The following is a 20314-nucleotide window of genomic DNA, read 5'->3' as shown; positions in this document are numbered from 1 at the left end:
CCCGGACGGGACGGGTGGAGGTCGGTGTGCGCGCCTGACGTTTGGCGCCTCCTGAACTGACCGAGCCCCGCGGCCCGTCCCTTCCGAGGACGGGCCGATTTTTTTTTCTTGGTGGGTGCCGGAGACATCGCATCGAGCGCCGGAGCAGTCAAATAGAATTGGAGTTCTAATGATGAGAATCGCGATTCCCAACAAAGGGCGGCTGGCGGACAGCGCCCTGGAGACCTTCGAGCTCGCGGGGCTGAAGCCGGAGTTTCGCGCCGAGCGCGCCCTCGTTGCCAGGCTCGGCTCGGAATTCCAGGCGATTTTCGTCCGGGCGCAAGATATCCCCGAATTTGTGGCGGACGGGGCCGCGGAGCTCGGAATCACGGGGCGCGATCTGGTCGAAGAGTCTAGCCGGATCGAGGTGGTCGAACTCCTCGACTTGGGCTTCGGACGCTGCCGGCTCATCGTCGCGGTGCGGGACGAGAGCCCCGTCGCCTCCCCGGGCGAGCTCCCCGAGGGAACGCGGGTGGCGACCTCCTTCCCGAAGCTGGCCCGGAGGTACTTCGAAGGTCTCGGAAACTCGATCCAGATCGTTCCCGTCTCGGGAGCGGCCGAAATCGCCCCGCACCTTGGAGTCGCCGACGCGATCGTGGACCTCGTTTCGACGGGATCGACGCTCAGAGTCAACGGGCTCAAGGAAATCGGAACGATTCTGGATTCATCCGCCCTCCTCATCGGGAACCGGAAGGCGCTCGGGGATCCCACGTCTGGGCGATCCCGGGACGAGCTCGTGATGGCGCTCGAGTCGGTCCTCCGCGCCCGGGAAAAGCGCTACCTGATGGCAAACGTCCCGCGGGCGCGACTCGAGGAGGTTCGCAAGGTCCTCCCCGGGATTTCCGGGCCGACCATCGTGGATGTCCTCGACCGGGGGACATGGGTCGCGGCCCACGCGGTCGTGGATGCGGGTCAGGTGTATCAAACCATCGCCCGCTTAAAGGCGCTCGGGGCCGAGGGAATTCTCGTCACCCGCATCGAGCGGCTCATGCCATGACCACGCTGACGCTTCGAATTGCCGTGGACGCGCGGATCGAAGACTTGACGCACGAGCAGCGCGCCTTGCTTCTGGAGCGTCGTCCTCCCGACGAGGCGGGGCTCCGCGAGGCCGTTCGCGGCATCCTCGACCGGGTTCGCGAGGATGGGGACACCGCCCTTCTCGAGATGGCCCGCGAATTCGATTCGATCGAGCTGGACGCGCTCGAGGTCCCGCAGGAGCGTTGGGAGAAGGCGCTGAATGAGCTCGACCCCGCAGTGCGGATCGCGCTCGAGCGGGCCGCACGAAATATCCGCGCCTTTCACGAGGCGCAGCTCCCGCAGGAGCTCTCCCTAGAGGTCGAGCCGGGTGTCCTCCTCGGGCGTCGGGCCGTTCCCCTTGCCGCCGTGGGGATCTACGCGCCGGGAGGGCGAGCCGCCTATCCCTCGTCCGTCCTCATGGGAGTTGTTCCAGCCCGCGCGGTGGGGGTTACCGAGATCGTGGTTTGCTCGCCGCCCGGCCCCTACGGAGAGCCCCCCGAGGAGGTGCTCGCGGCCTGTGCGATCGCGGGCGCGACCCGGCTCTTTTCGCTCGGGGGGGCCGGAGCCATCGGAGCGCTGGCGTACGGGACGGCCTCGGTTCCCCGCGTGGACGCCATCGTTGGTCCCGGGAACCGCTGGGTGACCGAGGCGAAGCGGCAGGTCGCCGGCGAGCTCCGGATCGATTCGCCCGCCGGCCCCTCGGAGGTCCTCGTCGTCGCGGACGCAACCGGGGATCCGACGCGGATCGCCCTCGAGCTCATCGCCCAAGCCGAACACGACCCGGACGCGGCGGTGGGTCTCGTGAGCTGGAGCTCGGAACTCGTCGACGGAGTTCGCGCCGAGCTCGGGCGCCGGGCCGCGCGTGCGCCGAGGGGGAACATCGTGGAGGCTGCTTTCGCCTCCCGGGGCGCCCTCCTCCTCGCCCGCGACCGGCGCGCGGCGCTCGACTTCGCGGAGGAATACGCGGCCGAGCACCTGGCCCTCTATACCGACGATCCGCGCCGCGACATGGAAACGCAATCCACGGCGGGAACGGTCTTCCTCGGGGATGCCGCCTCCGTCTCCTTCGGAGACTACATCACCGGGGCGAACCACGTTCTTCCCACCTCGGGAAGGGCCCGCTCCTTCTCCGGGCTTTCGACCCTCGACTTTCTCCGCTTCTTCACCTGGCAGGAGATCTCTCCGGCCGGAGCGGCGGCGATGGCGAAGGATGTGGAGAGGCTCGCGAAGGCCGAGCGCCTTCCAGCGCACGCCGCCGCCGCGCGGGCCCGCGCGGCCGAGGAGGTCTTATGACGCCCTTTCCCCGCCCGGCATATCGGCCCTTGGCCCGGTATGCACCCGATCGCCGTCCGATCGAGGCGGACCTCTCGGACAACACCAACCGGTGGGGCGCCCACCCGGCTGCTCTCCGCGCCATCCGCGAGGCGGAGGCGAGCGACCTGACCCGGTACCCCTCCGTGTACGCGGATGCGCTCCGCGCGGCCATCGCGCGCCGTTTCGGTGTCCCCCAGAAGTCCATCACGACCGGCTGCGGATCCGACGACATGCTGGACTCCACCTTCCGGGCCTCGGGTGAGCCCGGGGAGGCGATCGTCTACTTTCCGCCGACCTTCTCGATGGTCGAGGTCTTCGCGCGAATGAACGGGATGGTCCCACGCCCCCTTCCGGCGGCAGCCATCGCCGAACCGGCCCGCCTCCTCGAGGGCTCTCCCGCCCTCCTCTACCTGTGCCGCCCCAACAACCCGACGGGAGAGGTCCTGCCGAAGAAGAAGGTCGAGCGCCTCATCGCGGCGATCGGGGACGAGGGTCCGATCCTCCTCATTGACGAGGCGTACGCCGACTTCGCCGACGACAACTTCCTCAAGGTGGCGGCCGCCTCCGCGCGGGTGCTCGTGGTGCGCACCTTATCCAAGGCTTACGGCCTCGCGGGGCTCCGCGTCGGATTCGCGGTGGGGAGCCCCCAAGTCATCGCCGAAGTGGAGAAATCGCGGGGTCCCTACAAGGTGAACCGCCTGGCGGAGCTCGCCGGGATCGCAGTGCTCGAAGACCGGGAGAAGTGGATTCCGAAGGTCGTGTCCGAGGTCCGTGCCGGGCGCGCCCGGCTCAAGGACGAGCTTCAGTCGCGGGGGCTGGTGACCCTTCCTTCGGGGGCCAACTTCCTTCTCCTCCCCCTGGGCGACATGGCGGGAGGAGTCCATTCGGCTGCGGAGGCGACCGCGGCGCTTCGCGAACGAGGGGTCGCGGTGCGTCCCTTCCCCACCCTCCCCGGAATCGGCGACACGATCCGCATCTCCATCGGGCCCTGGGAAGAGATGGAGCGCTTTCTCGAGGCGCTGGACGAGGTCCTCGCATGATCCACCTCGCCCTGTTCGACTACGGCGCGGGAAATCTCCACTCCCTGAAGAAGGGACTCGAGGCGGGGGGCGCTCGTGTGACGGTCACGGCCGACTGGGACCAAGCGCTCGGACGGGATGGCCTCGTCCTTCCCGGCGTGGGATCCTTCGGTGCCGCGGTGCGGGGGCTCGAGGGTGAGGCGGACCGGGTGCGGGCGGCGCTGGAGGCGGGCCTCCCCTGCCTCGGAATCTGCCTCGGAATGCAGCTCTTTTTTCCCGAGAGTGAAGAAGCCCAGGGCCGCGGAATTGGCCTCTTTTCGGGACGGGTCCGGCGACTGCACTCGCGCATCGTCCCTCAGATGGGGTGGAACGACGTGGAGACCGGGGAAGACCCGATCTTCGAGGGGGCCGATGCCTTTCCGGCGTATTACGCGAACTCCTTCGTCTGCGAGATGGACGAAGGGGAGGGGGAGGAAGCGATCATTGCCCACTCCGAATACGAGGGGGAAGTCTTCGCCGCGGGGGTGCGGAAGGGGAAGTCGTTGGGCTTCCAGTTTCACCCGGAAAAGAGCTCGGCTCCCGGGCTTCGTCTCCTCGCGAATTTCGTGGAGGAGGTGGCCAAGTGATCGGGACGGCGGGGAGGGCCTCGAAGTGAGCGCGGAGCGGAGCGGGGAGTTCGCGGCATGATCGCGATCCCGGCGGTGGACCTCCTCGAGGGGCGATGCGTCCAGCTCGTGGGCGGGCGCCCTGAGGAGGAGCGGGTCTCTCTCCCCGATCCGGTGGGTGTGGCGCAGGGGTGGCGGGCGCGGGGGTTCGGCACGCTCCACGTCGTGGACCTGGACGCCGCGCTCGACCGCGGGGAGAACTTGGCCCTGGTGGCGAGGATCGCCCGCGAAGCGCCGGGAGACCTCCAGGTCGGCGGCGGGATCCGCGACGAAGGCCGTGCCGAGGCACTCCTCGACGCGGGGGTGGACCGGGTGATCGTGGGGACCCGCGCGGTGGAAGACCGCGAGTGGCTCGCCGCCCTCGCGGCCCGCTTCCCCGGTCGGGTCGTCGTGGCGGCGGATGTCCGGGGAGGGCAGGTTCTTCGGCGGGGGTGGACGGAAGCCACGGATCTCGCGATCGGGCGATTCCTAAACGAGGTGGCCGAGATCCCCCTCGCTGGAGTCCTCTGCACGGACGTGGGCCGCGAAGGGCGCGTCGAGGGTGTGGACCGGGAGGGAGTCGCGGAGGTCGTCGCGGCGACCAGGCACCCGGTCTGGATCTCGGGAGGCGTCTCGACGGTGGAGGAGCTACGCTTCCTCCGAGAAGTAGGGGCGGAAGGCGCGGTACTGGGGATGGCCCTCTACACGGGGGCCCTGGATGCGGACGCGGTGGCCGAGGAGTTTGGACGATGAGCCGAATGGAGCGGGAAACGAAGGAGACACGGATCGCCCTCGCGGTCCGGATCGGGGATGGTCCTGTCGAAATCGCGACGGGGGACCCCTTCCTCGACCACATGCTCGTGACGCTGGCCCGCTACGCCGGGCTCGCCCTCGAGGTGGAAGCGACGGGCGACCTGCGCCACCACCTCGTAGAGGACGTCGCGATCACCCTCGGGCTCGCCCTGCGGGAAGACGTTCCGGCGCAGGCGGAGCGGTACGGCTGGGCGCTCGTTCCAATGGACGAGGCGCTCGTGCAGGCGGCCATAGACGTGGGTGGGCGGGCCTATTACCGGGGCCGCCTCCCCTCGGCCCTCTACGAGCACTTCCTGCAATCGTTCGCCGTGAACCTCGGAGCGACGCTGCACCTGAAGGTGATCCGCGGGCGGGATCGCCACCACATCGTGGAGGCCGCGGTGAAGGCCACCGGCCTCGCACTCCGGCAGGCGCTCCGGAAGGGGGAGGGGATCTTCTCCACCAAGGGCGCCGTGGCTCTTTCCATCGAGGAGGGCGTCGTCGGGTCGAAGCCGTCGAAGCGCGGGTCGGGGAAGGGCTGACGCGATGCTCCGCCCGCGCGTCATCGTCTGCCTCGACGTCACGGATGGCCGCGTCGTGAAGGGGACCCGTTTCAAGGGCCTCCGCGACGTGGGCGATCCGGTGGCCCTCGCACGCCGGTACGAGGAGGAGGGTGCCGACGAAATCGTATTTCTCGATATCTCCGCCTCGCACGAGGGGCGAGGCACGCTTCTCGACACCGTGCGAAGGACGGCCGAGGTCCTCTTCGTCCCCCTGACGGTCGGAGGTGGAGTGGGGACGGTCGAGGACATGGACGCGCTCCTCCGGGCGGGAGCGGACAAGGTCAGCGTGAACTCGGGCGCCGTGCGAGATCCCTCTGTCCTCACCCGCGGGGCCGACCGTTTCGGGAGCCAGTGTGTCGTGATCTCGATCGACGCCCAGCGCGAAGGCGACACCTGGTTCCATTACACACACGGGGGGCGGCGGCGCACGGATCTCGAGGCCGTCCCTTGGGCCGTGGAGTGCGTCGCGCGTGGGGCGGGGGAAGTCCTCCTCACTTCGATGGACCGCGACGGGGTGCGGACCGGCTACGACCTCGAGCTGACCCGCGCGGTCGCGGAGGCCGTGACCGTCCCCGTGATCGCCTCCGGAGGCGCCGGGACGCCCGAGCATCTCCGAGACGGATTCACCGAGGGGAAGGCTTCCGCCGTCCTTCTTGCCGGGATCCTGCACGACGGTCTCACGACGGTGGGAGCGTTGAAGGCGGCGCTCGCCGGGTGGGGGATCCCCGTGCGCCCAGTCGCGGCGGCATTGGAGCGCACCCCATGACCGCCCTTTCCTCCCTCACCAACCGCCGGCTCGAGAAGGCCACCGACCTCGAGGGCCTCACTTTCGACGGCGCCGGGCTCCTCCCCGTCGTCGTCCAGGACGCCGGCTCGGGGGATGTGCTGATGGTCGCATGGGCGAACCGGGAGGCGCTCGAAAAAACCCTCGCCACGGGCGACATGCACTTCTGGTCGCGGTCGCGCGCCGCTCTCTGGCGGAAGGGGGAGACCTCCGGAAATGCGCAGGCGCTCGCCTCGCTCCACGCGGACTGCGACGGCGACACCCTGCTCGCGCGCGTCGTTCCGGCCGGACCCGCGTGCCACACGGGGGAGCGCACCTGCTTCGGCGAGGGGGCGCTTCTGGACAAAGACGCCGTGGCCGACCGCCTGGATCCAGCCCCTTCGGCCTCGGTTCTCGCGGAACTCTGGGAGGTAATCGAGGCCCGCGACCGCGAGCGCCCCGAGGGGAGCTACACGACCCGCCTCCTCTCCGACCCGAATCGCCGGATGAAAAAGCTCGGCGAAGAAACCGCGGAGCTCATCAGCGCGATCGCCAGCGGCGGCGCAAACGTCCCGGATGAGGCCGCCGACCTGATCTATCACCTTCTCGTCGCCCTCAAGGGCGCGGGGCGGAGTTGGTCCGAAGTCGAGGAGGAGCTCAGGAAGCGGAGGGGGTAGTGGCATGGCGGTGACCCCGTCCGAGGGGCTCGTCCCGGAAGAGGAGGCGCTCGGAAAGGCGTACGACGCACGCCTGATGCGGCGCCTTCTGCGCTACCTGAAGCCCTACCGCTGGAAAGTCGCGGGCGCCGTCGCACTCCTCGTCTCCGCGGCTGCCGTCCAGATCGTCGGCCCCTGGCTCGTCCAACTCGCCCTCGACGTCGCGATCCCGGAGGCCGGCACCCGCCTCCTCGGGCTCCTCGCGGCGGGATATTTCGCCGCCGGCCTCGTCAGCTTCGGGCTCGAATACGCCCAGACCCTTCTCACGACCTGGCTCGGCCAGCGGGTGATGTTCGACCTCCGGGGCGAGGTCTTCGAGAAGCTCCAGCGCCTCGATCTCCGCTTCTACGACCGGAACCCCGTGGGACGCCTCATGACGCGTCTCACCTCCGACGTGGAGACACTGAACGAACTCTTCAGCTCGGGCGTCGTCGCCATCTTCGGGGACCTCTTCACCCTACTTTTTATCGTCTCCGCCATGTTCGTCATGGATTGGCGGCTCGCGCTCGTGACCTTCGCCGTCATCCCCCTCGTGTTGTGGACGGCGGCGCTTTTCCGGAGCCGGATCCGGAACGCGTATCGCGACATCCGCGTGCAGACCGCACGCATCAACGCCTTCCTCCACGAAAGGATCACCGGTGTCCGCGTGATTCAGCTCTTCAATCGCGAGGGAGCGGACGCACGCCAGATGGACGAGGTGAATCAGGACTACCTCGAAGCGCACCTGCGCTCGATTCGTTATTACGCCCTCTTTTTCCCCGTCATCGAGCTCTTCTCCGCGATTTCGCTCGCGCTCATCGTCTGGTACGGGGGCGTCTCGGTCCTCGCGGGAGGGACGACCGTGGGAGTCGTTGCGGCCTTTCTCCTTTACGCGCGCCGCTTCTTCCGTCCGATCCAGGACCTCTCGGAGAAGTACAACCTCCTCCAGGCCGCGATGGCTTCATCGGAGAGGGTTTTTCGGCTCCTCGACCGCGCGCCCGCGATCCAGGACCCGCCGGCACCCAGGACGCTGGGCCAGACTCCCCGGGGCGAGATCGAATTTCGCGATGTCTGGTTCGCTTACGATGGAAGCGAGGCGGGCGACGGCGTGTCGCCGGGAGCCGCCGTTTCGTTGAAAGAGGCGTCACACAACGACGGCTCGGCCCGGAAGGCACCCGAATGGGTGCTCAGAGGTCTTTCCTTTCGCGTCCCGCCGGGGGAGAAAGTCGCCATCGTCGGACATACGGGGGCCGGCAAGACGACGATCGTCAACCTGCTCATGCGCTTCTACGACCCGCAGCGGGGAGAAGTCCTCCTGGACGGGATCCCGCTCCGGGAGCTTCGCCAGGAGGAGCTCCGGCGTCACGTCGCCCTCGTCGCGCAGGACGTCTTTCTCTTTTCGGAGGATGTGCGCTTCAACATTCGCCTCGGCAACGAGCAGATCGGCGAAGAACGCGTGCGGGAAGCGGCGCGGGAGGTCGGCGCCGACCCCTTCGTGGCGCGGCTCCCGGGCGGATACGGCGAGGTCGTGGGGGAGCGCGGCCACTCGCTATCGGTCGGGGAGCGCCAGCTCGTCTCCTTCGCTCGTGCCCTCGCCTTCGACCCGCGAATCCTCGTTCTGGATGAGGCGACGAGCTCGGTGGACTCCGAGCTCGAGGCGCGCATCGAAGAGGCGACCGCCCGGCTGATGGAGGGACGGACCTCGATCGTTATCGCGCACCGACTCTCGACCGTGCAAGGCGCCGACCGGATCCTCGTTCTTCACCACGGAGAGTTGCGAGAGGAGGGGAGCCACAGGGCCCTTCTGGACCGCGGCGGCCTCTACGCGAAGCTCCACGAGCTTCAGTTCGTCCCCCTCACCCCAGGCGGATAAATGGCGGACCCGGCGATGATCTCGGGCGTCCTCCCGGGCGCCTCCCATCTCGAGTGCACCGGCACGGGCCAGCGCGTCGAAAGCGAACAGCTCATCGGGTTGTCCCCTGCCGGGAGACCTCTCTTCGCCCGCTACGATCTGTCGGCGCTCGCCAAGCACTTCACGCCGGATGCGGTCTCGGGGCGTAGCCCGGACCTGTGGCGATATGAGGAAGTCCTCCCGGTCCGGAATTCGGCCGCCCGGATTTCCCTCGGAGAGGGTTGGACACCCCTCATCGATGCCCATCGCACCGCCGCGCGACTCGGGCTGAAGAGACTCTGGATCAAGGAGGAGGGCCAGAACCCCACCGGGAGCTTCAAGGCTCGGGGACTTTGCCTGGCCGTGTCCCGGGCCATCGAGCTCGGGGCCCGCGAGCTCGCGATCCCCTCCGCCGGCAACGCCGGGAGCGCCGCTGCGGCCTATGCGGCGGCCGCGGGAGTTCCGGTTCACGTCGTCGTCCCCCGCGATACTCCCGCTCCAGTGCTCGAGGAAATCGCAGCACTCGGCGCTGACCTGCGTCTGATCGACGGGCTCATCACCGATTGCGCCCAGGTGGTGTCCGAGGGAGCGCGGAGCCGAGGTTGGTTCGACCTCTCCACCCTCCGGGAGCCGTATCGCATCGAGGGAAAAAAGACGATGGCTTACGAGATCTTCGAACAGCTGGGCCACCGCCTCCCCGACGCGATCGTGTATCCGACCGGAGGGGGGACCGGCCTGATCGGGATGTGGAAGGCCTTTGACGAGATGGAGCAGCTCGGATGGATCGGGAGCGAGCGACCTCGTATGTACTCGGTGCAGGCGAGAGGCTGCGCTCCGATCGTCCGCGCGTGGGATTCGGGTGCCGAGACGGCGGCCGCCTGGGACAATCCGAAGACCTACGCCGCCGGACTGAAGGTCCCGAAGGCGATCGGCGACTTCCTGATCCTCCGTGCCCTCCGGGAGTCGGGCGGCGGTGCGGTCGCGGTGGAGGACCGCGTGATGGCGTCGTGGGTCGCGCGCATCGGGGCGGATACGGGGGTCTTCGCTTCCCCCGAAGGGGGGGCGACGGTCGCGGCCGTGGAGGCGTTGGTGGACCGCGGCGCGATCCTCCCGACCGACGAGGTCGTCGGGTTCAACACCGGGAGTGGCTTGAAATACGCCGGTGCGAAGCTCGTGGAGGAATAAGCGCCCGGGGCGTTCACCAGCGCCTCGGACCGTCCGCTACCTCCGCGAGCAACGTCGGTTCGACATTTCCGCCACTGAGGATCACTCCGCACCGTCCCTCCCCTTCCCGGAGCGCACAGGCAAGGGACGCCGCTCCGGAGGGCTCGACGACGAGCTTCAGGCGATGGAGCGCGAAGGCCATCGCGTCCCTGATCTCCTCGTCGGTCACCGTCTCGACGCGAGAGACGAAGGCTTGGACGATCGGCCACGTTTTTTCCCCCGGGATGCGCACGCAAAGGCCGTCCGCGATCGTTTCGGGTGGAGGAATGCCCACGCGCCGGCCGGCGGCCAGGCTTTGGCGCGTGTCGTCCGCGGACTCCGGCTCGACGCCGATCGTCGCGCCCCCGCCGAGGGCCGAGAAGGCGGTGGCGCACCCGGCGATCAGCCCCCCGCCCGAAACCGGAGCGTAGAGGCGGTCCAGGGCTCCCGCGTCCTCCAGGAGCTCGACGACCATCGTCCCCTGCCCCGCCATCACCTCGAAATCGTCGTACGGAGCGACGAGCGACAGTCCTTCCCGCGCCGCGATCTCTATGGCCCGTTCCTTCCGCTCCTCGCTGTCGGGACCCACGGTGACGACCGTCGCCCCATCCTCCACCACGGGGTCCCGCTTCGCCGCCGGGATCGTCGAAGGAACCACGATGGTCGTCGGGATGGCGAGGACCCTCCCCGCGTGCGCCACCGCCCGCGCGTGGTTTCCCGAGGAGTGGGCGACGATCCCCCGGCACTCCGCGGGAAGCAGGAGCATCCGGTTGAAGGCGCCTCGTACCTTGAACGACCCCGTGACCTGGAGGTTCTCGGGCTTCAGAAAGAGGGTCGCGCCGGACCCAAGCTCCTTGCGGAGGACCGGAGTTCGGAAGACATGGGGAGCGATCCTGCGAGCGGCTGCCTGGACCGAGTCGAGATCGAGCACCGCTAATTCAAGAGCCCGGAGGGTCCAACTGCTCCGGGTCCGCTACGGACATCGCTTCCGCCGCGGGCTCGAGCGCCGCTTCGGCGTAAACCGACGCCGGGTTCCAGAGCATCCACTCGTGCAGTCCGACATCGTAGACGGCCTGGATCTGGGCCCTCACCCGCTCGGGGCCATACGGCGGCGCGCCCAGGGTGAAGGCCTGCAGCCAGGGGACGATCTTACCGGCGCCTTCGATCGGTTCGGTTCGACGAAGGGCGTCCGTGAGAGCGCGCCGGACGATCTCGTACGGATAGGCGTTCGGGTTCTGGAAGCCGAAGCTCCCCTCCCAGTAGTGCGAGGGATAGACCATGGGAAGGGCGGCGTCCACCACATCGATGAAACTCTCCCAGACCTGGCCGATCCCGACGTCCCGCGTTGAGGTGGTCGTGACGCCGAAGACGTCCGCCGTGACCGGGACCCCGAGGTCCTCGAGCCCCTCCCGGGCGTGGAGGAGAAAGCCGCGGACCGCCGCGGACCGGGCGCGCCCGTTGGCGCCTGGGTAAACCGTGGAAGCCATTTCCTCCGCCGGCCGGTCGGGGAAGCGGATGTAATCCCACTGGATCTCGCGAAATCCGAGCGCGACCGCTTCCCGAGCGATCGCGACATGGTAGTCCCAGGTGCGAACATCCCAGGGATTCACCCAGAGATCCCCCTTTCCGTCCACCCAGGCACCTCCCTCGGGCCCCTGTACCGCGTGGTCCGGTCGGGCCCGGGCGAGGAGAGGATCCTTGAAGACGACGATGCGGGCGACGGGCCAGAGTCCCGCTTCGGCCATCCGCGTGAGGAGGTCGCGGACGTCGCGAACGCGCACGTCCCGGTCGGCGCCGATCTCGCGGGCGAGCGCGACCGAGGTGGGATAACTGACGTATCCGGTCGCGTCCTTCACATCAATCACGAGGGTGTTCAGCTCGGTCCTGCGGGCGAGCTCGATCAGCTCCTGCGAGCGCCGTGCGGATCCGGCGGCCCAGGCGTTCACATGGATCCCGCGCCGGTGCAGGGGCGCCTCCAAATCCGCCGTCGGAGCGGGCTCGAGCACACGATCCGTGCTCCCCCACCAGAGCCCGAAGACGAGGGCGAGCCCCGCCCCCCCGGTTCCCCATGCGAGAACGCGACTACGCAACTCTCAGTACTCCTGGATGGACGGATCAACCTCTCTTTTCCACCCCAACATCCCGCCCTTCAGATTCCAGACCTTCTCGAATCCCTGCTCGCGGAGAAATCGTGTCGCGAACCCGCTCCGCGACCCGGAGCGGCAATAGAGCACGAGCGGCTCGTCATGTTGGAGCTCGTCCAATCGGTCGGGGAGCTCCCGAAGGGGGATGAGCTTCTGCCCCCATGCGGGAAGATCGGCGATCTCCGGCTCGTGCGGCTCACGCACGTCCACCAGGGTGATCGGCTGCCCCTTCGTCATCCGCTCGTTCAACTCCGTCGGGGTGATCTCGGGGATCTCGCTCCCCGGCGCCTTCCCGTCCGTCACGATCGCGCTCCCTGCGAAGTAGAAAAAAACCGAGACAGCGCGTCCGCCGTTCGTCGGGACGCGCCGCGGTGGGCCTCAATATACCTCCGCGCCTGTTCGGAGGCCTTCTCGCGGAGGGCAGGGGTAGAGAGCCAACTCTCGAGCGCGTCCGCGAGTTCCCGCGCGTCTCCCACCGCCGCCCCGCCCCGGGCCCGGATCAGGTCCATCGCCCCTCTCGACCCCTCGTGCCGCGGGCCGAAGAGGGTGGGGAGTGCCGCCGCAGCCGGCTCCAGAACCGAATGCAGCCCGTCGGTGCCGAAGCCTCCCCCCACGTACGCGATCCCCCCTACGGTATAAAGCGAGGCGAGGACCCCGACCCGATCTACGATGACGACGTCGGTCCCGGAAACGCTCCCCTCCCGCTCGACCTCCGCGAGACGCCGGGATCGGAGCCCCGCCGCGCGGAGGGCCTCCTCGAGCCGCCGAAGGTGCGCTTCCCCGGGCTCGTGGGGTGCCAAGATCGCGCGAAGCGCGGGGAAATGCTCCCGCACCGCCGCGAGCGCGGGCACCAGGACGGCCTCGTCTTCACCCCAGGTGGATCCGGCGACGAGCGTGGGCTGCGGATCGGCACGGAAGGGACGGAGGTGCGCTGCCGCCGGATCCGCGGCCCGCACCCGCGCCCACGCCGAATCCACGCCCGGATCGCCGGTCACCTCGATTCGGTCTTCAGGGACGCCGAGCCGGAGGAAGCGCGCCCCGTCTTCGTCGGAGATCGCGAAGACGCGCGCGAGCGTCCCGAAGGCGGGGCGGAGGAAAGGTCGGACGAGCGGATTCAGGCGGGAGGACCGCGCGGGAAGGGTCGCGGCGATGAGCACGATCGGGACACCCGCCGCGACGGCCTCGGCAGCGAGTCCGGGCCAGACCTCCGTCCTGGTGAAGGCGATGACGGACGGACGCACGGCCCCAAGGAGGGGGCGCAGCTCGGCGCGCACGTCCCAGGGGAGGTAATCGGACGCGTCCACCGGGGCCTTCCGGGCCAGATCTTCGGCCGACGCGGAGAAGTGAGTGAGCACGCTCTGGAAGGGCGCACCCCGTTCGCGCAGGGCGTCGAGAACGGCGCGCGCCTGGAGTCCCTCCCCGACCGACGGCACGTGGAACCAGATGAGGGAACGCTCCCGATCGCGGGCGTCGCGTCCCCACATCTCGAGCCGCAGCGCCGCACCTTCGCGACCCCGCACGCTCCGGGCCAGCTTGGATTCCCCGCCGCCGACGAGGGGGGAAGCGGCCCGAAGGAGGCGAACGAAGGGATCGTAGAGAAGGCCCGACAGGGACGTCACGGGTTGCGCGTCATCCGTGTCCCAGCCCGAGGAAGTCCTCCATCGCCGCAATGACCTTTTCCGGAGCCTCCTCCTGGGGCCAGTGACCGACCGGGAGCTCCGCGATGCGCGCATGCGGGAGGACCTCCCTCCACCGATTCAGGTGATCGCGAGGAAAGGCCGGGTCCTCCGTGCCCCAGATCACGAGGGCTGGAAAGGCCCTGAGAGCTTCACGGCGCTCCCAAAGCGACGTGAAGAAGGCGTCCGACCCGAGGAGCGCGTGCGCGAGCGGCCAGAGCACCGCGCCCCTCGACCAGGCGTCCGGAAAGGGGGCGAGATACTGTGAATGGAGCTCGGGCGTGAGCTTTTTCTTGTCCGCGAAGGCGCTCGGCATGATGACTTTGAGCGAGAAGTTCAGTCGGCGGTAAAGGAGTCTCCCGAGCGATCCGCCGACGAGCTTCGAGGCGCGCTCCACGCGCTTGTCTCCCTTCAGACTCCACATGAAGGTGTTCATCACGACGAGGCGGCGGACGTGTCCCGGATTCTGGAGGGCGAGCGGAAGCCCGATCGGGCCCCCGTAGTCATGCACGACGAGGGTGAGGTGATCGAGGCCGAGCCGGTGGACGAAGTGCGCAAGGTTCTCCGCGTGCCATTCCGGAGTGTACGCCCCGTCCCGCGGCCTCCCCGAGAGGCCGAATCCCAAGAGGTCCGGTGCCACGCACCGAGCGTGCGGCGCGAGCGCCTGGATGATCCGGCGCCACTCGAAGGACCAGGTCGGAGTGCCGTGCACGAAGAGGAGGGTCTCCCCTTCCCCCTGGTCCACGTAGTGCATCCGGTACCCGCTCGGAAGCTCCAACCAACGGCTCTCGAACGGGTACGCAGTCCTGTCCACCCACTGCGGGGGATCATGCGGGTCGAGCGCGGGCACGCAGACCTCGGTCAGAGCGGAAGGGCGCCGGAAAGCTTGTCCTCCGAATCTATGACGAGATCAGGCCGGGCGCCCGGCGCGGGAAGAATCCAGCCCTTCGGTGCGAGACCTCGCGGCATGCGCGCCAGATCCACCCGCGGATCCACGAGCAGGGCGCCGGGGCGCCCATTCACGCTCACGTAAGCGTCGGCTCGGATTTCCACTCCGGACATTCCTACGTCGGCGAGCCGCTCCGCCAGGTGGTGCGCGAAGTCGAGGATCATGTCGGGCTGGAAAGCCATCTGCTTCGCCTGCTGCATCGTGAGATGATCCCCTGGACTCACGTCCCACGATCGCCCCGAAGCGGGATCGGTCACCCGGTAGAGGACCATTCCCGCCTTTTCCAGAAGCATGACGCGCCAGGAAAACCGATATCCCTCCTCGGTCCAGAGCACGTCCCCCGGATAGGCGAGGTGCCGGAGCGGGAGGAAAAGCTGAATCGCGAAAAAAGCGGCGAGGATCGGACGAACGCAAGGAATGAGGCGCACTTCCGGCGTGAGGCAGGCGCGGTTCCGAGCCGGCGCGTCCCGCATCCCCTCCGCCCTCCGCCAGACTCGTGCGACCCGTGCGAGCTCGTCCCCTTCGAAAAAGACGAGGGTCGCCCCGATCATGATCCAGGGAAACATTCCGATCGGGAAAAGAAGGGCCGTCGCGCCATGGAAACCCACGACGGCGAGGTAGGCCCACGGACGCGTCCTCTTCCACGAGAGAAGAAACGGAATGGAGAGATCGAAAGCCGCGCCGCCCCAGCTCATCGCAATGGCCACCCATGGCTCATCGAATAGGGGCCCGACGAGGGGAGTCCCCGTCCGGGACGAAAGCCAGATCCGGAGTGGAAGCGCCGAGAAGAGCCAATCGGGGTTCAGCTTGGCGAGTCCCGCGAAGAGGTAGACGATCCCGATCTGGATGCGGAGCGCGTTCGCGATCCAGCCGGGCGCCGCCCGCGCCGCCCTTCGCGAACGCGCTTCGTCCTCTCGCGGCTTCGCTCTCCCCTCTCCTCCGGGCTCGCGCGCGGGGCCCCGACCATTTCCTCCCCACTCGAGCCTCCCCCACCGATCCAGGGGAAGAAAGATCAGGAGGAAGGCGACGAACGAGACCAAGACGTAGTGATTCAGGTACGTCGTCTTGTCGAGGAGCTCCACATAGGTGAAGGAGACGAAATAGGCGACAGCGGCCGGGCGATACAGTCTCCCCGCCGCGATCAGGAGAGCCGATACCGCCTGGACGCCGAAAACGAGATAGAGCCAATTCCCCGGAAGGGGGCGAATCCAATCGAGGTACGCGTACGTGAAGAGGAACTCGGGTTCAAGATACAACGTCTCGACCCATCCCTTCGCGACGAATCGAACGGCTCCGGCGAACGCCAGAAGTCCGAAGACGAGTCGGAAGGCGACGAGGGGGAGGGGAGACACAGGGTGCCCGTTCCAGGCGGAGGCCACCTTCGCCAGGGCCCCCCCACGCCACTCCATTCTCAGTCCCCGTCGGTGTCGCTGAAGGTGACCGTGATCCCGAGTTGGGCGGCCATCTCGGTCTTGAGCAGGACGATGAGCGCGCGCATCTCTTCGTAGGCGGTCTCGACTTGCGCGGGACGTGCGATCACCGCGACCTCCAGGGGGCCCTCGATTTCCCGGAGCGCGTTCAGGGCGACCGCATATTGCGCCGCGATTCGAGCCGAGAGGGGCTCCGCGTTTCCGGAGAGGTCGAGGTGGTCCAGATAGTCGTCGACGCCGGCGTCCATCGTTCGGCGAAGGGTCTCCACGGTTGCGACCAGGAGCTCGAGCGAATGCCCGCTCAATGGAGCCTCCACTTCCTCGGGATGGGGAACTCCATCCATCGTGCGCCCCATCGGGCGTCCCAGCCCATGCTGCGTCGCGATCTCATGGGCCTCGATGATCCGGTTGGCGAGGCGGCTCACCGAGCCTCGGATATCCGCGCCATCCGAATCGTTTGCGACGAAGGTGGTGAGGTAGCCGCCCTCACCCGGCGCCCAATGCGCCTGCAACTCCCGGGTCTTCGCGACGAGATTCTCGGCTGTCGCGCGCAGATAGGCGCCACGCCCGGGCATCACGAAGCCGGCCACGACTTCGCTCGGATCGAGCCCGGCCGGAAAGATCAGGTGCTCGATCGCCCCGAGCCCCTTCGAGGTGGCCCCCGCGCTTTCGATGAACCCGGTATCGAGCGCTACGAGCGCACCCCTGTTCAGCGCCGTGATGGTCTCTTCGATGAAGTCATCCCGCGCCGGGCGCTTCTCGATCGCGTTGTGCAGGATGAGGAGGCCCTCGAACTGGAAGAGCTGGACCCCCTTCCACGCGAGCTCGGTCGCGAGCCACCGATCTCGAAGCTCGAGAAGCGCTTCTTCCGTGGGCGCCGCCGCGAAGGCCGCGGCCGCCGCGTCGAGCCGCTCGGCTTCGAGGACAAGCGCCTCCTGGCCGGGGAGGATGACCGTCGTCCCGATCGCGTGCAGCATCGCGCCGCGGTCGAAATCCGGTCCTCGACAGGCGGTCGGGACAGAAAGGAGGGCCAGGGCCAATGCCAGGCGGCCAAGCCTCACCGTGCTCGCGAAAACGGGAAAGGTGCCGGGCATGGCTTAGAGGGACTCCAGAAAGCGGAGGAGGGCGGCGCGCAGCTCTCCAGGAAGGGCGACGAAGCGGTCTCGTGCTCCCTCCGCCTCCCCTCCATGCCAGAGGATCGCCTCGGTGAGATTCCGCGCGCGTCCGTCGTGGAGGTAGAAGGTGTGTCCGTTCACGGTTTCCACCAGCCCGATCCCCCAGAGAGGGGGTGTTCGCCATTCCCGTCCTTCCGCTTCGAAGTCCGGGCGTCCGTCCGCGAGCCCCTCTCCCATGTCGTGAAGCAGGAGATCCGTATACGGATGGATCGTCTGGTTCGAGAGCGCGGCAAAGGTAGGATGTTCTTCGGTGTGGAGCGTCGGCGTGTGGCATGCCGCGCACCCCGTTTCCTGAAAGAGATGGAATCCGGAGACCACCCGCGGATCCTCGGCGTCCCGCATCGCCGGCACGGCCAGGGTGCTCGCATAGAGGACGACCTTCCGGAAATCGTCCTCGGCGATCTCCGGGTCACCGCCGCCCGGCGCCGCCCGGCACCCCTCCTGGATCTCCGTGCAGTCGTTCGTCGGATGCATCGGGGTCGTGATCCCAAGATCCCCCAGAAACGCACCCGCCGCTTGCTGTGCCACGGTCGGCTGGTTGGCCTTCCAGCCGAAGCGGCCCAGCGCCGGTGCGCCGGCCGCCTCGTCCCAGACGCGGTTCGCCCGCCCCGAGATCCCGTCGCCGTCCGCGTCCTCCGGATCCGCGAGGGCGAGCACCGCGCCTTCGGGAACCGCCTCGAGGAGCCCCATCCCGATCATTTGAGGAGCGACCCGCGCCGACACGAGCAGGTCCTCCGACAGCACCCCGTATGCGACGTCTTCGATAGAGACCACCGGACGGCGCAGCTCCCACGGCTCCCCGTCTCCGAAGGTTCCCTTCACCGATTCGTATCGGATCACCGCCCGTCCCTCCGCGGGCACGCCGGGAATACCCTGATCCTGTAGCTGCCCCCCGTAGCCGGGCTCGGGACGAGGGCCCCCGTCCGAGCCTGCCCCCGGCAGGCTCAGTCGAAGAAGGTATCCCGTCCCCATCTCCCGGGGGCCTTCGGGCGGACGGCCGCGACCGTCCTTGAAGTGGCAGCCCGCGCATGAACGGGTATTGAAGAGGGGGCCCAGCCCATCGCGCGCCTCGGTCGAGGCGGGCGCGAGCACCCAGTTCTGATTGAAGAAGGAATTTCCAACAAAGAAGTGGAGCTCGTCGTCCCGTTCGAGCCCGGGAGCGGGCTGTGCGAATGCGTTCGGCGTCTCGTCGAAGATCGTGGTGTCGCCCCCGAGGAGATGCGGCGGAGGCGCGAGCTCACATGACGAGAGGAGAAGCACGAGGGCGGCGACGGGCGCCGGCCGGCCGGGCCATGGGTTCACGACTCACCCCGGGAGCGCCGTGTTGATCGTGAGACCGAGCGCGCTCCCCCCTTCCGCGATGCGGTCACCGAGATCCATGAGGGCATAGACCGCATCGAGTACCGCGGGCCGCGAGTCAGGATCCACGATCGCCTGGTCGAAGGGCACGGGAATCGCCTCGACTGCCCTCAGGCTCCGCGTGGCGAGCGCCTCCACCTCATCCGCGAGCTCGGAGTCCACTTCTCTGAAGAGCGCGGTCATGCCGACGCCCGAGATCGTGCTCCCGTCGGACCGCCGGTAGTGGCCCTGGAGAACGTTCATCAAGCCGAGCGCGTTCGCCGCGATGTCGCGGTGGGTATTGTCCGAGAAGCAGGAGTGCTCGTCCTCCTGGTCCTGGTTGTCGTACGCCGTGAACATCCGCTCTCCGGCGAGCTCGGACTTTGCGAGAACCCCGATCCCGACCAGGATTCGGCGCACGGCCTCGTCCCGAGGGAGCGCAAGGAACGAGGTGCGGTAGTTCGTGGCATCGTTCGGTGCCCACTCGGCCACGAGCCCCTCCATCTTCTCCACCTGGAGCTCCGTGACGATGCGCAGGTATTCGATCCGTCGTTCGGCGTTCCGCCCGACTCCCGCGACGTAGTCCGTGTAGGGCCGGCGCCCTGGCCCGTCTGCGAAGAGGTCTTGCCCCCAGAGCAGGAACTCGATCGCGTGGAAGCCCACGCTCAGATTCTCCTCCGCCCCCGCCTCGTTCAGTAAGACGAGGAGCTCCCGGTCGAGCTTCGGATAAGCCGCCACGTCATTCACGATCCCGCTCTCGGGGGCCCCCTCTACGTAATCCACGTACCCCTCGTCGAGAGGCCAGGCGTTCAGGAGCGTCTCGGGCCCGCCGGCCGCGTCGATCGGTCCGCCGTAGAAGCGGTACGCCTCCGTCTGCCCGTACGGCTCGCGAGCCGCCAGCCAGGCGATGCGCGCTGCCGCCAACGATTCCTCCGACGGCGCCGCGAGCAGGACCGCGATCGCGGCCGCCATCTCCTCCACTGCGCGGAACGAGTCCTCGTAGGACGCGTGCACGATCTCCGCGTACGTGGCCACGACGTCGCCCTTCATCGCTTCGAGCTCCGCCTCGCCTCGGCCGCACCCCGCCGCCGCGAGCAGGATTCCCACGCCGCCCAGCCCACGGCGCATCTTCTTCATCATTCGCGAACGGTGGTCATAGTGGCCGCTGAAGCGGGAGGCGAGGAGCGGGACGACGACGATCCGCTGGGCCCCACGCTCCACGAGTTTTCGCGCCGCATCCTGGAACCGGTAGTCAGCGACGCGGTCGCCCATGAGGAAGCTCACCTCGGCAGGGCCGAGGTCGTCCTCCTGGGTGAGTGCCAGAACCGGCGCGTTCCAAAGGAGGTTGAGCTTGTGTCGTGTCGCATCGTGTGGTCGAGTCTATTTGGCCGCGGACACCGACTCCCGAAGGGGGTCCACGCGATCCCGGCGTACAGGTGGCGTTCCGTGAAACCGGACCTGATCTTGAGAACCGTTCTCAACCGAGAGGTCAACCTAGGCCCCCCCGCATGGAGGGTCAAGAGGAAGCGGTCCCGCCCGAGGTGTATTCGAGCCGAACGCCATGGGAGAGCCGCCCGCCGGACCGGAGCGCCGGCGAGGAGACCCAGAGTCTGGTTCCTGGGGGAACGAAAAAGGGGCGTTGGGGGGGGGGGGGGCCCGCCC

Annotated in this window: 19 protein-coding genes; 10 read left to right on the top strand and 9 right to left on the bottom strand. The window is 68.3% G+C overall.

Annotation, left to right across the window (positions count from 1 at the left end; genetic code table 11):
- The first annotated feature begins 169 nt into the window (after positions 1–169).
- From hisG to WEG36_11870, 10 genes are read left to right on the top strand one after another with little or no spacing between them, the layout of a single operon-like run.
- On the top strand, positions 170–1036 hold the full coding sequence (hisG, locus tag WEG36_11915; protein MEX1258314.1) for an ATP phosphoribosyltransferase: 867 nt from the start codon (positions 170–172) through the stop codon (positions 1034–1036).
- A complete protein-coding gene (gene hisD / locus WEG36_11910; GenBank protein MEX1258313.1) occupies positions 1033–2349 on the top strand; it encodes a histidinol dehydrogenase in 1317 nt (438 codons plus the stop codon). Before hisG ends, hisD begins: the two co-directional genes overlap by 4 nt.
- Complete coding sequence (locus tag WEG36_11905) at positions 2346–3410, top strand: histidinol-phosphate transaminase (GenBank protein ID MEX1258312.1); 1065 nt, start codon at positions 2346–2348, stop codon at positions 3408–3410. Before hisD ends, WEG36_11905 begins: the two co-directional genes overlap by 4 nt.
- Positions 3407–4015, top strand: a complete 609-nt coding sequence (hisH, locus tag WEG36_11900) for an imidazole glycerol phosphate synthase subunit HisH (protein MEX1258311.1) — start codon at positions 3407–3409, stop codon at positions 4013–4015. Before WEG36_11905 ends, hisH begins: the two co-directional genes overlap by 4 nt.
- 57 nt (positions 4016–4072) lie before the next feature.
- Entirely contained in the window at positions 4073–4786 is a 714-nt protein-coding gene (locus WEG36_11895; protein ID MEX1258310.1) for a 1-(5-phosphoribosyl)-5-[(5-phosphoribosylamino)methylideneamino] imidazole-4-carboxamide isomerase, read from the top strand.
- Entirely contained in the window at positions 4783–5367 is a 585-nt protein-coding gene (locus tag WEG36_11890; GenBank protein ID MEX1258309.1) for an imidazoleglycerol-phosphate dehydratase, read from the top strand. The genes WEG36_11895 and WEG36_11890 overlap by 4 nt, the downstream gene beginning before the upstream one ends.
- 4 nt (positions 5368–5371) lie before the next feature.
- On the top strand, positions 5372–6154 hold the full coding sequence (gene hisF / locus WEG36_11885) for an imidazole glycerol phosphate synthase subunit HisF (GenBank protein MEX1258308.1): 783 nt from the start codon (positions 5372–5374) through the stop codon (positions 6152–6154).
- Positions 6151–6828 carry a bifunctional phosphoribosyl-AMP cyclohydrolase/phosphoribosyl-ATP diphosphatase HisIE gene (hisIE, locus tag WEG36_11880; GenBank protein ID MEX1258307.1) on the top strand — a complete coding sequence of 226 codons (678 nt, stop codon included), beginning with the start codon at positions 6151–6153 and terminating at the stop codon, positions 6826–6828. The genes hisF and hisIE overlap by 4 nt, the downstream gene beginning before the upstream one ends.
- A 4-nt stretch (positions 6829–6832) precedes the next feature.
- Positions 6833–8719 (top strand): ABC transporter ATP-binding protein, encoded by a 1887-nt coding sequence (locus WEG36_11875; protein ID MEX1258306.1) that lies wholly within the window; start codon positions 6833–6835, stop codon positions 8717–8719.
- Complete coding sequence (locus tag WEG36_11870; protein ID MEX1258305.1) at positions 8720–9922, top strand: threonine synthase; 1203 nt, start codon at positions 8720–8722, stop codon at positions 9920–9922.
- A gap of 13 nt (positions 9923–9935) precedes the next feature.
- Here the strand turns inward: WEG36_11870 and WEG36_11865 are convergent, their stop codons facing one another.
- From WEG36_11865 to WEG36_11825, 9 genes are read right to left on the bottom strand one after another with little or no spacing between them, the layout of a single operon-like run.
- Positions 9936–10871 (bottom strand): threonine/serine dehydratase, encoded by a 936-nt coding sequence (locus WEG36_11865; protein MEX1258304.1) that lies wholly within the window; start codon positions 10869–10871, stop codon positions 9936–9938.
- A gap of 7 nt (positions 10872–10878) precedes the next feature.
- The gene (locus tag WEG36_11860; GenBank protein ID MEX1258303.1) at positions 10879–12030 is read right to left on the bottom strand and encodes a putative glycoside hydrolase; all 1152 of its coding nucleotides are present in this window, start codon (positions 12028–12030) and stop codon (positions 10879–10881) included.
- Positions 12031–12033: 3 nt separating this feature from the next.
- Positions 12034–12387 carry a rhodanese-like domain-containing protein gene (locus WEG36_11855; protein ID MEX1258302.1) on the bottom strand — a complete coding sequence of 118 codons (354 nt, stop codon included), beginning with the start codon at positions 12385–12387 and terminating at the stop codon, positions 12034–12036.
- Complete coding sequence (locus WEG36_11850; protein ID MEX1258301.1) at positions 12384–13703, bottom strand: glycosyltransferase N-terminal domain-containing protein; 1320 nt, start codon at positions 13701–13703, stop codon at positions 12384–12386. Before WEG36_11850 ends, WEG36_11855 begins: the two co-directional genes overlap by 4 nt.
- Positions 13704–13713: 10 nt before the next feature.
- On the bottom strand, positions 13714–14610 hold the full coding sequence (locus WEG36_11845) for an alpha/beta fold hydrolase (protein ID MEX1258300.1): 897 nt from the start codon (positions 14608–14610) through the stop codon (positions 13714–13716).
- An 11-nt stretch (positions 14611–14621) separates the two neighbouring features.
- Entirely contained in the window at positions 14622–16118 is a 1497-nt protein-coding gene (locus WEG36_11840) for an HTTM domain-containing protein (protein ID MEX1258299.1), read from the bottom strand.
- A 2-nt stretch (positions 16119–16120) separates the two neighbouring features.
- Positions 16121–17233, bottom strand: a complete 1113-nt coding sequence (locus WEG36_11835; protein ID MEX1258298.1) for an imelysin family protein — start codon at positions 17231–17233, stop codon at positions 16121–16123.
- Positions 17234–17236: 3 nt separating this feature from the next.
- On the bottom strand, positions 17237–18616 hold the full coding sequence (locus WEG36_11830) for a di-heme oxidoredictase family protein (protein ID MEX1258297.1): 1380 nt from the start codon (positions 18614–18616) through the stop codon (positions 17237–17239).
- Positions 18617–18619: 3 nt separating this feature from the next.
- Positions 18620–19924, bottom strand: coding sequence for an imelysin family protein (locus WEG36_11825; GenBank protein MEX1258296.1), 1305 nt, complete (start codon positions 19922–19924; stop codon positions 18620–18622).
- Positions 19925–20314 lie beyond the last annotated feature (390 nt).

The organism is Gemmatimonadota bacterium (assembly GCA_040882465.1).
Classification (GTDB): domain Bacteria; phylum Gemmatimonadota; class Gemmatimonadetes; order Longimicrobiales; family Gaopeijiaceae; genus JBBEBG01.
Note: the sequence above shows the minus strand (reverse complement) of the source record. Positions and strands in the feature narration are given on the sequence as shown.